Raw genomic sequence first — 13,988 nt, 5'->3', positions numbered from 1 at the left:
CACGATCCGAAAAAAAGATCGGCCCCAAGTGGTTTATGCCGCTTGGGGCTGATTTTTTTACCTCGATCAATTTTTCCCGAAACCCTTCACTTTCCCATATGGTAGACACTAACGTCCCTCCCCGGTTTTTAGCGTAAGGTCCATTCTCGCTCGCTGTTGATTTGAATGCGTCCTTCCGAAAGACTCTTCAAAAATCGGCTTCTCACGCTTCGTGCTAACAGCTTGATTTCGGCCTCCAATCGTACAGGCTTTAAAGATACCGAAGTACGGATGATCTCCTTTTGCTTCCGTCGGCTTGCCGGGCGAATCATTTCCGATAGATCCACCTGCCGCATCATCCATCCCTCCTTGTTCACCGATTCATCTGATAAGTTACCTCTAAAATAGCTTATCGTGCTTCAAAAGAACAACCACATCAGTTTATGAAGCCGAGAAGCTGCGGATCACCTCTTCGAACACCGGCTTAAATTGGGGAGTATGGCAAGAAAAATTTTCCTTTCAGCGGGAATAGCGGAACTTTTTACCGTTATTGCGGCTTCATCGGCTAGATATCAGAAAATAACGACCAAAAAGGGCGTTATTCTCCGGATGCTGGTCGAAATTCCGCCATTTCGTCGCTCTCTCTGCAAAATAGCACCATAAAAGTCCCTTATTTCCTCGATTTCCAAGGTAGAGTGGAAAATAAGGGACATTTTTACCGCTAAACAGGCAACGTAAAGAACCCCCAACCTCTATCGGCTGGGGTTTCGGTCGCGCACTACGCTTCGCGAATCCGGTACAGCACGCTGTCGAAGTCGCCGCGCAGCGGGAGCTCGATGCCGATTTGCATCAGGCTGCGGCCGCTCCAGGTGCCGGGCAGCCCTTCGATCGCGTAGGCTTTGTCCGGCGCGAGGCCTTGCAGGCGCAAGCGAGGCAGGCGATCGCCCAGCCGCTGCGAATGCAGGAACGCCAGCAGCACGCTGTCCCCGCGGGCCTTATCCACGTATTGGACCGCCGTCACGCCCAGGTGGCTCAGCGCATCCAGCCGGTACTGATCGCCGAACTGCACCAGCGGACGGATCGCTTTGTATTGCCGGACGAACCCGGCGGCCTCCTCAAGCTCCGCGTCGCTCCAATGGTTCAGGTTCGCACCGATGCCCAGCGTCCCCATCATCGCACTGTGGAACCGGTACGGCAGCGACAGGACGCGGCGGTTCATCCCGGTAGGGGACTCCGTCACCCAGCAGGTCATCATCTTCGGCGCATACACATAGGAGAAGCCCTCCTGAATGCTCAGCCGGTCGAAGGCATCGGTATTATCGCTGGGCCAAGCCTGGTCGGCATAGCGGAAAATGCCGAGGTCGATGCGCGATCCCCCGCCCGCACAAGTCTCAAATTCCACGTGCGGGAAACGCCGGCGCAGCTCGGCCCAGATCTCATACAGGCTTTGCACGTGCCGAATCCAAATCTCCTTCTGGCGGTTCAGCGGATGATCCTTCATCCCCGGCTCCGTCACCGTCCGGTTCATGTCCCATTTAATGAACTTGATTTGATGCTGGCTAAGCAGATCGGTCATGAACTCCAGGATGTAGTTTTTGACCTCCGGCTTGGAGATGTTTAAGAGCAGCTGGTTGCGCAGCTCCGTCCGTCCCCGCGTCGGGAAATGGTACACCCAATCCGGATGACTCCGGTACAGGTCGCTGTCCGGGTTCACCGCCTCGGGCTCCACCCAGATTCCGAACTCCATGCCAAGCTCCTGCACCCGATCGATCAGCTCGCCAAGCCCGTTCGGGAACTTTTCCCGGTTGACGACCCAGTCGCCCAACCCGGCCCGATCGTGATTGCGCGCCCCAAACCAGCCGTCGTCAACGACGAACAGCTCAACGCCGAGCTTGGCCGCACGCTCCGCTAACGCCATTTGATCCTGGGCGTTCACATCGAAATACGTCGCTTCCCAGGAGTTGTACAGCACCTTGCGCGGCTCCCGGCTCGGCAGCACGTAATCGTGCTGATAGCGATGCAGCTTCCGGCTCATCCCGCCGAACCCGGCGGCGCTATAACCGCCGACAAACATCGGCGCGGCAAACGTCTCGCCGGGGCCAAGCAGCCACGTGCTATCGAAGTCGTGGATGCCGCCAGTGACGCGAACGTGACCAAACGCGGTTTGTTCGGCGACGATCTTCCAGTTACCGCTCCACGCCAGCGCCCCGAACCAGACGTCGCCGCGGTCCTCCGCCGCCGTCCCGTCATCGACGGCAAACCACGGATTGGCATGGCCGTCGGTGAAGCCGCGCCGCGATTCCAGGACCTTTTTGCCTTCGGATAAGAAAGTACGTCGCAGCTGGAACTCACCCGCCCACTTCCCGGTGACATGCGTAAACCGATAGTTCCGCAGCGCCGGCATCGTCCAGGCAGCCGATTGTGTCGTCTCCAGGAGCACCGGCTCGCTTCCCAAATTCACGAAGCTGGCGGACCGCTCCAGCACGTCGTGCTCGGCAATAGCCGCATAGCTCAAGCGAACCTCAAACGGATACACCTCATCTTGAAACGTCAGCGTTAGCGTATCTTTCCCATTTTGCTGATCGACCCGGCACCCGATATATTTCGGGCAAAAATCACGCACCCCATCCGGCCAAGTCACTTTCAGCGACGGCTCAACATACCCGACACCGCCCCAGAAGCTGTACTCCTCCGCTTCCCGTTCGATCTCCGCGTCGAAGGAGCTATGCCCCCGCGTCCCCAGCAGCGGCAATGCCTCTGCCGGATCGATCGGCGCTCCCCAATACAAATGCTGTAGCCGGCCCTTCTCATTCAGGCCAAACACGTAGGAGCTGCCGTTGGTTTGCAACGCAAATAATCGATTTTGTTCATCCACCCAAATTGCCATGTTCAGATCACCGTCCGCTGAGTTTAAATAGTTTCGCTTCCGCCGGTTTCAGGTCAACGACCAACTCACCTGCGGTTTCATGCTCCGTGCCTTCCCACAAATCATCAACCTTGTACAGCACCTTCGGATCGAGACCCGCACATGCCAGAGATACCGTCTTTCGGGCTCCCCTCGTCCCGTCGAAGTTAAACACCGCCACATACAGCGCATTGCCGCCGGTTGTCTCTGAAGCGAGAGCTTCCAGCACGAATACATCGGCTGCCCGATCACCAAAGCCCCACTCCAACGGGCGGAAGGTTTGCCCCAAACGAGCGACGTCCATCACCGCGCGGTTGCCAAGCCATGCTTTGGCGCGTTCTGCCGCTCCTTCCTTGCGGAAGTCGTCGCCAAGCAGCAGCAGCGTTCCGGCGATGACCGACGCCGTCAGCCGGCTGCGCCCTTCGTGCCAGGCTGTCTCTTCCTGATTGAAGCTTTTGTACAGTACCGTATGGTCCGGGTCGTTAAATCGGTACAAGCGGTCATTCATCCACCAGCCATAAGTCAATGAATTCAGCAAATATTCCGTATCCCCGATCTGCCCAAATACATCGCAGGAAATGCGGCGGCTATGGGCAAAAGCGTACGGAAACAGCGGTGCAATTGACAGATTGATAAAAAACGGCCGTCCGACCGCCTCCGGCGACAGCTTCGACGCCAGATAAGATAAGCCGTGGCGGTAAGCAGCGATGCCGGTTGTGATCGAAGGGTCATAATGCTTCCCTTCCAGCGCCCCGTGCGCCATGAAGTCGAGCTTCACGTATTCGAAGCCTTCGCGAATGATCTTCTCCGTAAACCAATCGATCCGCTGCAGCGCCCCCGGATGCGTTGGATCAATCGCCAAACCGCCGGCAATGTCGGCTACGATCTCCCCTTCTGCATCGCGAAGCAGGATCTCGCCGTACGTATACTTGCCGTTTGTGCCCTCCACTTCCCGGCTGAATTGCTCCGGACTGCCCCAGAACGCAAACGGCGTCCAATACGTGCCCGGCTTGTGCCCGTTCTCCCGCACCCGGCGCAGCGCATCCGCCATCTCTTCCGCCGTCAGCCGGTCCCAGAAGGCGTCGAAGTTGATATAGAGCGTCTCCCCGCTCTCAAAGCCCAGCGGCTGCACCTCGCGTTTCAGAAAATCACTAGTTGACGTATACAACTCGTAATCCAGCGTACTCATCGCCGCCGACCAGCTGTTCCAGCCAAACGGCACGCCGCCTTCCCACTTCAGCGGCGGCTCCACCGCCGCGTTAGCACGGCCATATGCCTCCAGCCCCTCGCGGTAATCGTCGTAGTATCCCGCAAACACCAGCGGGGATTCGACCCGCGGCCCGTGCACATACCCGTGCGGCTGCGTATCCCGCGTCATCTCGCCCGCTGCCCCGGCATACAGCTCGAACTCGTCCAGCTTACCAGCCCGTTCGCTTCGGATGCGGATGCCCGTTTTCCAAACATCATGGGACACCGAGCCTGTAACGAAGCCCCGCCGGCTGCCCGGATAAAACAACGCTGCCGCTTCATAGCTTTCCGTCTCCCAAGGCAGCGGCTTCGCGATGTAACGCACCCATTTATCGTTGTCGTATGGGATGCGCAGGGCATGCAGTTGGTCCTCCCCGTTGCCATCGGCTTTTTCGAAATCCAGCTTGGCGGACTGCAGCACCGCAATGCGGTTTAGCTTCAGCCCCGCCTCCCCTGCCACAACGACCCGAATCAAGAAGAAAGGCTGCTGCTCATAAAGGTAAAAATACTGCTCCAACTTCGGTAACCCCGGTTTTTCATGACGAATCCCCACCTGCAGGCCATACCCAAAAGCATCGTTCAGCTCCTTCGGCTCCCCGATCACTTCATGGCGTTCATACTGACCGGTATGGTATTCCCTCCCCTGCCACCGATACGCGCTGCGAATCTCTTGCCAAACCAGCGCTTCGCGGCAGGTCCAGGCAAAGGTGCCGCCGGCCAGATCAAAGCTTAAGCGGCCAAGCCCGTTATCCAAATGCCTATGCGTATCTGATTCCGCCCAGAAGCGAACTTTTTCCGTGATAGGTCCGTTTATGGTCATTCAACTCCACCCCTTCTCCGCTTATTCGCCCCCATTATAAGGTCGAACCTTGCGGGGTTCTATGCAACGATGTTCCGATTGATAACGGGATATGCCTTTTTTGATTATCGATAATCTCGGAACTCCTGAGGGGTGCAGCCTACCAGCTTCTTGAACAGATAGGTAAAATAAGCGGAAGTCTGGATCCCTACGCGATCCGCCACCTCGTAAACTTTAACGTTCGGGTCGCTCAGCAGTTCCTTGGCCTGCCGGATGCGGGTTTCTTGAACGTATTCGGAAATCGTTTTGCCCATTTCTTTCTTAAACAGCACGCTCAAATAGCTGGCGTTCAAATTAAACTGCTCCCCAAGCTGCTTCACCGTCCAATTGTCCCGCACTCGTTCGTCTATGAACGCGGCTACCTTCCGGATCAAAAGGCGCTGTTGATTCATCCGTTCCCGCGCTTCCACCGCCATGTACCGATCCACGCATTCCATCAGGAATTCGATGATTTGCTCTGTGCTGCTGCAATCCAGCATCCGACGCCAAAGCACGATATTCGTTTCCCGGTCTGCCTCGCTCCCCCGCCGAAGCGTGCGGATCAACTCGCTGAGAAAGCTCATGCCAACGGCCTGCACATAGGAAAAAGAAGGCTGCCCCGACAGGAGATCCACCACCCGGTTCATCGTGTCCCGGACCGCAGCAGCATCTCCCTCCTCCATTTTCCGGATCAGCTCCGGCATCCATTGCTCCCGCAGACGGTAATCGTCAAACGCGCCGGCATCCGGCGTCTCTCCCCGCACAATTTGCCCATCTGCAATCAAGCGGGCCTGGGCGATGCGGAACTTCATCTCCTTGTACAGATCGGGGAGCTCCTCCCAGGTGCTTGCCGCTGGACTGCAGCCAATCGTTACGGTGGAGTGATGCTGCTCCTGCAGAATCACCTGAACGAACCTCAATTGCTTCTCCATCCGCGCTTTGTCCTCCACCGTCGGGTTCATTTGCAAGGCGACCATTTCATCGGGGGACGTTTGCGCCAGCCAAACCGAATTGAACGCGGACAAGGCCACATCAACCGTCTGGCGTAATGCGGCCGACAGCACCACGCGTTCTTCGGCCCGTTGCTTCAGGGACAAGAAGTGATCCAGGCTGAACAGGAACAGGTTGAGTTCGCGAACCCCTACTGGCAGCTTCATCAAGCCGTCCCAAGAGGCTTGCCTATCCTCCCCGGGAACAAGTCCGGCGAGCAGATCACTGAGAACCCGTTCCTGGATCAGACGCTGGCTGCCGGACACTTTTCGCTTCAAATCTTCGGTTTGCTCGGCCAGCCTGCGCATGTTCTCCACCGTTTCCCGCATTGCCGTCAAGCGACTGGATACCTCCTCCAGCTTCAGCGGCTTCAGCACGTACCCTTGCGCGCCGACATGGATGGCATCCTGCACGAATTCAAATTCGTTGTACCCGCTGATCATCAGCACTTGAAGCTGAGGAAGCAGTTCCTTCGTCCGGGCGACCAGCTCGATGCCGTTCATACCAGGCATGGCCACGTCGGAGATCAATACATCGAAGGGCGTTTGCCTAATCGCTTCTAACGCCTCTTCGCCCGACTCTCCTGTCTTCGGCTCCTCATACCCCAGCTCCCGCCACCGGATGTAACGCACCAAGCCCTGAATGTTGGAGGGCTCGTCATCCACGATCAGAACCTTCAGCAAATCCATCTCCTATCCACCCCTTCTTCCGGAGGATCGGCGGCTCGGTACAGGCCGGAAATCGGATCGTCGCCCGCGTCCAGGCTCCCGCTTCGCTCTCCAGCTTAAATGCCGCTGCCTCTCCAAAATATAATGCCAGCCGCTCCCGGATGTTCGCCGTCCCGAACCCGTTACCGCTGCCAAGGTAAGTTCCTGCCTCCAGCGCAGCCAGCCGCTCCGGGGCAATCCCCTGGCCGTTATCGAACACGGTCATCACCATACAGCCAACCTCGCGCTTTACGCTGATCCGAATGACAGCGTCCTGTTGCCTTGTGATCGCCCCATGCGCGTAACAGTTCTCCACGATCGGCTGGAGCAAGGTTTTTAACGTATACAAGGAGCCAGCCTGCTCGTCGATATCCCATTCGATCCGGACCCGCCCTGGATACCGCAGCTGCTGCACCTCCAGATACGCCTTTACATGCTCTAATTCCTCACGGATGGGAATGACGGCAACCTGGTTGTTTAACGTTTGCCTATAAAAGGTGGTCAATGCATCGATAATCCGGACCTGCTCGTCATCTTGCACATCCAGCGCACGCCAACGCAGCAGGCTTAAGGAATTGTAAATAAAGTGCGGATTGATCTGCGCCTGCATCGCCTTAAAGGCTTGCTCTCGTTCCTGCAGGCTTGTTGTTCGGATGTCTTCCACCAGATGGCCAAGCCGCTCCGACATGGAGTTAAACATCAGCTCCAGATCGCCGAGTTCATCCTGTACTTTGTTGCGGATCGTCACGTCAAATTCGCCGCGCGACAGGTCGAACATGCGATGCCCCAGCCGCCGGATGCGCCGAACGACGTTATTCATAATCGTCGTGATCAGAAACATCGACAACGCCAGCAGCAAAACGGCCGTCCCGGCGATCAGCGCCAGCAACGTGATGCTCCGTCCGTCCATATACTTCATCTGCGTTAGAGCGACGACATACCACCCGGAGGTCAGCGGCTCCAGCGTCACGAGCTGCTTGGTCCCGGTCAGGTCATAAACGGCGGCGCCTCCGTCTGCTTGTTTACCTGCCCCTTCGCTCTTTCTGTCATCCGTTCCGCCCTCCTCCAGCCAGCCTTCCGCCAGAATGCGAAGGCCGATCTTATCCTGTTTGGTTGTGGCTAAGATACGCTTTTCCTCATCCACGATGTACAAGCTGCCGCCATCGGCAAAAGGATGTTTCAGCAAATTGCCAAACACGACGTTGTAGTCCAGCAAAATATAGACCATGCCCAGCGGCTCCCCGGCGCTGTTCAAAATTTTGCTCGTCAGCACGATCCGGCCCGGTGCGTCCGGTGCCGTGCTCCAGAGCAGCAGCGTAGAGGAGGCCATCGTCTTCTCGTACCAGCTTCGTTCGTCCAAACCGGACAGAAGCCGCTGCTGCGGCCGCCACAAGAGCCGACCGTCCTCCACCAAAGTCGAGTTGGTATGATAGATGCGAAAATCCACGATCCCAGGCAAATATTTGCTCGTCAACATAAAATTGCGATCCAGATAGTCGACGGTGTCGATGATCTGCGTCATATCCGCATATTCCCGCCCCAGCCGGGCAATGAGCTCGCTGTCGGTCGCCGTGCGGATCGCCAGCAAGTCGTAGCTTTTCTTGCTATAGTCAATGTTGATCGCCGTTTGTTTGATCGATTCGTCGACGGTCGCCACGTAATTTTCGTGAAAGCTGCGCACGACGATGCCCATCGTGACCCCGCCGAGAATCAGGCTGGGCACCAGCAAAATCAAGCCGTACATGATAAAAATTTTCCTGCGGAGGTTCATCCCCCGGGTGAAGCGGATCACACGGTTTTCTAGCCATGCTCTCACGTCAGCTGCACTCCTTCCCCTCGGATGATGAGTGGACTTTTACACACGTCGGGATTCGCATCGCGTTCCACAAGCAAAAACAGGGCTGACCCCGATCCATCCATCGATCGGGGCAACCTTGTTTCTGGCGCAGGGGGCCACTTTACCCGTTCTGCATTTCAACATTCAGCTGTTCATACCATTCGGTCTTCAGCTCGCTCCAGTGGGCGCGTTTCTCTAGCGCCGCCTGGAATTCGTTCCAGGCCTCCTCGAAGGCCGCTTCGTCCTTGGCCATGATCAGCTTGGCTTTGTATTCCGTTTTGACGGCGTCCAGCTCCGGCAAATATTTCTCCCACAGGCCGCCCGCCTTCGCTTTGACCCGGTCATACGGCTGCGCGACGCGGATCGTGCCCATTTTGCCGATTTTCTCGGTGAAATCGATCGTTTTGAGCCGGCCTTTCGGCTCGGTCAAATTGTAGTTCCACCACGGGTACCATTCGTTGCTGTAGGACGAGGTCATATAGAGTTCGGGCGTGGTGCTGACCTTCTTCGCCTGATCTCCCGAGTCGTGCAGCTTTTGGTATTCCGCGTTCGTGTATTCCCATTTGCCGAGCGGACCGTCAACCCAGTCCCAGAACACGCCGGCCGGACCTTCGTTGACCACCTGCTGTTGTTCCGGCTTCGGCTGCAGCGTGTAATCAAAAAACTTGAGGATCGCCTCCAGGTTTTTCGTTTTTTTGCTGATGTAGACGTCATTTCCCGGGTACGGATTAATGATCTGGTTATAACCCGGCTTGCTAACGCCCTCAACCTGCGGGTACGGAATCGTCTCATAATACCAGGCCGGCTCCGTCGGACCGTCAAGGATTTCCCACAACTGAGCGTCCATATTAAAGAAACCGCCGGCGTTCATCGCAATACGTCCGGTTTTGTTTTTCTCCTTGTAGCGCTCCTTCTTGTCGGTCATCACTTCATGATCCAGCAAGCCCTCGCGGTACATCTTGTTCATCCATTGATAAGCCGCCTTATATTGCGGGTCGTCGTAGATGAAGACGTAGTCGTCACCCTTCTTCTCTACGGGGATGACACCGCCGGCCGTCGCCGTAGTCACGCCGAAAGTGCTCACAATGACGTTCTCGTCGCTGGCCTCGGACAGGAAGCTGAGCGGGATCAGCTTGTTGCCGTTGGCATCTTTTTGCTCAGCGGCCAGCCTTAAGTATTTTTCCACGCCGTCCAGCGTCTTTAGATCATCCATCGTCATTCCGACCTTCTCCAGGACGTCGGTACGTACGAACCAGCCTCCGGAGGCCCAACCCGGCCAGGGATCGTCCGGATTCTGGTCAAACCAGGTTGGAATCGACCAAATATGGCCTTCCGCATCCTTCATGGGCTCTAAATATTCCTTCGGGATGGAAGCCAACCCCGGGTACTTGTCAGGCATATCGAAGTATTGCTCCAGCGGCAGAATCGTATTGGAGCGAATCATGGCGTTATCAACGATGTCACTGCGTCCAAAGATCGCTGCATCCTCAAAGCCGCCTGTGTTCAGCTTCAGATTTAGCGCCGTCATGGCATCGCCTTGAGTGGATTCCAGTTGGAGATCGATAAACGGCTCATGCTCGCGCCAGTAATTTTGCACCATGCTGTTGTTGTTGATCATCGCCGTCCAGCCGAGCCACAGCTTAAAGGATGCGACGCCGCCGCCGTCTGTTCCTGCATTTCCTCCATCCGCGCTGCCCGTTGCTGCCCCTTCACTTCCCCCTCCGCCGCCGGAACAAGCCGATATGGCGAGCATGAACGCTGCGAGTGCAGCGGCCATCCATTTTCGGGTCCAAGATTTTCGTGAATTCAAATTCGTTTCCCCCTTCGTTTATGATTCAACATGCTTCTGCCGGTCCGTGGTGTTCTATGAGATCACATCACCCCTTGACGGAGCCGATGAGCACTCCCTTGACGAAATATTTCTGCAAAAACGGATAGACGCAAAGGATCGGAATTGCGCTAACCATCACCGTTGCCATCTTGATCGACATCAGCGTCACATTGGACAGCTGGGTGCCGCGGGCAAGCGCTTCGATATTGTTGTTCGAGCCCAGCACGGTCGACATGTCTTGCGCCGACAACAGCTGCTGCAGGAAGGTTTGCACCGGGATCAGATTCTGGTCCGTGACGAAAAAAGCCCCGGCAAACCAGTCGTTCCAATGCCCGACGGCCGTAAATAAGGCAAGCGCGGCTAACATCGGCTTCGACAGCGGCAGGATGATCGACAGCAGTACGCGGACCGGGTTGGCCCCGTCAATCTCGGCGGATTCCACAAGCGCCACAGGAATTCCTTGAATGAACTTCAGCATAACGAACATGTTCCAGGCTGAGAACGCCCCGGGAACGATATACACCCAAAACGTGTTCAGCAAATGAAGCTCGTTGAGCTGAATGTAAAACGGGATTAATCCGCCGCTGAACAGCATCGTAATCAGCACGTAAGTCAGCAGAGCGCTTCGAAACGGCATCCGCTCGTAAGAGAGTCCAAATGCGGCGAGCAACGTCACAACCAAACCGGCCAGCGTGCCGACAATGGTTCGGGCTACCGTGATCAAGTAGGCATGCCGTATAACGACGTTGCCCAATACGATCTCGTAATTGGCCCAAGTGAACTGCCGTGGCCACAAATACACCCCGCCTTTGGCTGCGTCACTGCCAACGTTTAGCGAAATCGACAGCATATACATGAAGGGATAGATGACCGAGGCGCAGAGAAGCAGCATCAGGAAAATGATGACGCCCTGACTAATTTTATCGCTTGTGGAAGTTTGCATCGTTTACCACAGCCCCTCTCCGTTGGCTTTCCGAGACAACTGATTCGCGCTGAGCACCAGGAGCAAGCTAAGCAATGAGGATAACATCCCAACGGCGGTCGCCATTCCAAAATACCCCTGCTGCAAGCCGCTTCTTAAAATATACGTATCCAGCACGTCCGCAACCGGCTGATTGGCCGGGTTCATCAGCGGATAAATTTGATCCATCCCGACAGCGATCAAGCTTGGCATGCTGAGGATCAGCACGATCGAAATGGTGGGCATCATGCCCGGCAATGTAATGTGACGCATCTGCGCCCATTTGCCGGCGCCCTCCACCTTGGCCGCTTCATACAGCTGCGGATCGATGGTCGTGATGGCGGCCAGGTACAGAATCGTGTTCCAGCCGACTTCCTTCCACAGGCTGCTGGCGACAATCATTGGACGGAACCACTCCGTGGATCCAAGGAAGAACACCGGGTCGCCGCCCAGATTCACGATCAGTTGGTTCACCAGCCCGCCGTCCAGCGTCAGGAAGGATTGCAAAATGTACGCAACGACGATCCAGGAGAAAAAATGCGGCAAATAGCTGACCGATTGGACGAAGCGCTTGAACCCGTTGTGCCGCAGCTCGTTGATCAGCAGCGCCAATAGGATCGGCGCCGGAAATCCGAACACGAATTTCAGAACGGCGATGTACACCGTGTTCCGCACCACCAGCCAAAATTGATCGTCCCGTAAAAAGGCAAAATTCTCGAAGCCCACCCAAGGACTGTTCCACATCGTTGTGCCGATTTGGAAATCCCGAAACGCCACCTGGATGCCCACCATAGGCACGTAACTGAACAGGAACAGCAGGACGACGGCGGGCAGCACCATGACGTATTGCCAGCGGTATTTTGCAAGTTTGGTAAGCATCGGATCACCTCTTGGGGATCATTATAAGGCCGCCATGTAAGCGGAACCATACAACAACGGTTGGATTTCTGTCGTTCTGATTGGAAGTTGATAGAACATTAGAGATACCGTGCAAACAAAAAACAAGCGGCGGAGGACCTTCATCCCCCGCCGCTCGTGTCACGGCCGTCTTATTTCCACAATTCCATACGTTCTTGATACTTCTTGTTATACACTTCTTCCAGTTTCGATAAGCCTGCAGCCTCTACTTGCTTCATCATGGTGTTGTACAAGGTTACCACGTCTTGCTCGCTAGGAGCCAGGGCCATCTTCAGGAAGTACTCGTTAATCGTCTCGTTGACCTTCGTCTCCATAATCGCTTCCGGTGTACCGCCGTCCGGGCCAAGGCTGTCATAAGGCGCCGTATCAAACGACGTATCCGCGAGGTTCTTGATCGCCAGGTCCGTCGTCGGATCGCTCATCCCGCGGCCGATCAGGTCATACGGCGTGCCGTCGGAGCCTGGTCCGTTCTTGATCGTCCAGGTCCATTTGCGGATCCCGGTCGTGCGGGAAGCTTCCGCCCAATCCTTCTTGAAGGCGTCCAGCACTTCTTGACGCGGCACGTGCTTGCCGTCCTTCATGTCCCAATGCACGCCTTCCACGCCCCACATCATCAAATACTGCCCTTCCTCGCTGGCAAGGAAATCCAAGAACTTGATCGTACGGACCGGATCCTTGTTCGTCTTGGTGATGGAGATACCGTCCCAACCCAACGAGCTCTTCGGCCCATACGTCGTTTGGTCCGGTCCAATCCCCGGTGCCAGCACCTTATATTGATAGAACTGTCTTTCCTCCGCCTTAGCTGGGTCCGGAGCATCCGCCTTCAGCAAACCGTTCGCTCCGCCCACGTTCCAGCTGGCATCCGCCGTAGCAAATACGTTCCCCGCCGCCAGCTTCTGCTCATACTGCTTCGTCTTCATCGTCACCCACTCTTTGTCGAGCAGGCCTTGGCGATACAAGGAGTTCATGAATTTCATCATTTCCAAATACCGCGGATCGCGGATATCCTTCAGCAGCTTGCCGTCCTTCTCGTAATACGGCATAATGCCATACATTCCTTTGAACGTACCGGTAACTCCACTCATGTTGTCGCCATTTAACGTCATCGGAATGGTTTCCTTGCCGTCAATCGTTGGGTACTTCTCCTTAAACGCCTTTAACAGGTTCTCGAACTCTTCGGCTGTAAACGGCTCGCCGTTGTTCACCTTATCCCCAACGCCCAGCTCCTTCATCAAGTCCATCCGCATCAGGAAGCCAAACACCGGGTACTGCTCCAGGCCGTACCAGTTGGCCAGATAGTAGTTCTTCCCGTCCGCACTGCGCGTTTTCTTCAGCGTATCCCCGTACATTTTCTTGATGTTCGGTCCGTATTTCTCGATCAGATCGTCCAGCGGGATCACGGCTCCCGAGGAGATATACTTGTTCATGATGTCGCTTCCGCGGCTCATTAGCACGATGTCCGGCAAATCGTTACTTGCCAGCATCAGGTTCAGCTTCTCCGCTGGATTCCCGGTGGGCTGCTGGATTTCTACGGTCACGCCGGTTTTTTCTGTAATCGCTTTCGCCACAGGGTTCGTAAACGGATCCCCGGTGTTCTGGTCAAACAACGTCAACGTGATCGGCGACTTATCATCTGCCGCCTCTCCGTTTGTCCCTCCGTTCGCCGCAGGAGAATTTCCTCCCGCCGACGGGGCGTTCCCGGACCCGCAGCCAGCGAGCAGGGCAAGGATCATCATAGAGGATACCATGAATAGCAGCTTCTTCTTCATTTGCG

The 13,988-nt window shown here is 56.0% G+C and carries 9 protein-coding genes; all 9 read right to left on the bottom strand.

Annotation, left to right across the window (positions count from 1 at the left end; translation table 11 throughout):
* Positions 1-128: 128 nt before the first annotated feature.
* Positions 129-338, bottom strand: coding sequence for a hypothetical protein (locus U9M73_RS00590; protein ID WP_323075894.1), 210 nt, complete (start codon positions 336-338; stop codon positions 129-131).
* A gap of 419 nt (positions 339-757) precedes the next feature.
* Positions 758-2,866 carry an alpha-galactosidase gene (locus U9M73_RS00585; RefSeq protein ID WP_323075892.1) on the bottom strand — a complete coding sequence of 703 codons (2,109 nt, stop codon included), beginning with the start codon at positions 2,864-2,866 and terminating at the stop codon, positions 758-760.
* 7 nt (positions 2,867-2,873) lie between these two features.
* Positions 2,874-4,952, bottom strand: a complete 2,079-nt coding sequence (locus U9M73_RS00580) for an alpha-galactosidase (protein ID WP_323075891.1) — start codon at positions 4,950-4,952, stop codon at positions 2,874-2,876.
* 104 nt (positions 4,953-5,056) lie between these two features.
* Positions 5,057-6,649, bottom strand: a complete 1,593-nt coding sequence (locus tag U9M73_RS00575) for a response regulator (protein ID WP_323075889.1) — start codon at positions 6,647-6,649, stop codon at positions 5,057-5,059.
* Positions 6,618-8,483: a sensor histidine kinase gene (locus U9M73_RS00570; RefSeq protein ID WP_260069790.1), complete on the bottom strand. Its 1,866-nt coding sequence runs from the start codon at positions 8,481-8,483 to the stop codon at positions 6,618-6,620. The genes U9M73_RS00575 and U9M73_RS00570 overlap by 32 nt, the downstream gene beginning before the upstream one ends.
* A 142-nt stretch (positions 8,484-8,625) precedes the next feature.
* Positions 8,626-10,314 (bottom strand): type 2 periplasmic-binding domain-containing protein, encoded by a 1,689-nt coding sequence (locus tag U9M73_RS00565; RefSeq protein ID WP_260069789.1) that lies wholly within the window; start codon positions 10,312-10,314, stop codon positions 8,626-8,628.
* Positions 10,315-10,381: 67 nt separating this feature from the next.
* A complete protein-coding gene (locus U9M73_RS00560; RefSeq protein WP_260069788.1) occupies positions 10,382-11,278 on the bottom strand; it encodes a carbohydrate ABC transporter permease in 897 nt (298 codons plus the stop codon).
* Between the two features lie 3 nt (positions 11,279-11,281).
* Positions 11,282-12,175, bottom strand: coding sequence for an ABC transporter permease (locus U9M73_RS00555; RefSeq protein ID WP_323075885.1), 894 nt, complete (start codon positions 12,173-12,175; stop codon positions 11,282-11,284).
* Between the two features lie 170 nt (positions 12,176-12,345).
* Positions 12,346-13,983, bottom strand: coding sequence for an ABC transporter substrate-binding protein (locus U9M73_RS00550; RefSeq protein ID WP_036644921.1), 1,638 nt, complete (start codon positions 13,981-13,983; stop codon positions 12,346-12,348).
* Between the last annotated feature and the right edge of the window lie 5 nt (positions 13,984-13,988).

This window comes from Paenibacillus phoenicis (assembly GCF_034718895.1).
Lineage (GTDB): Bacteria > Bacillota > Bacilli > Paenibacillales > Paenibacillaceae > Fontibacillus > Fontibacillus phoenicis.
This window is presented reverse-complemented; position numbering and strand designations above follow the sequence as displayed.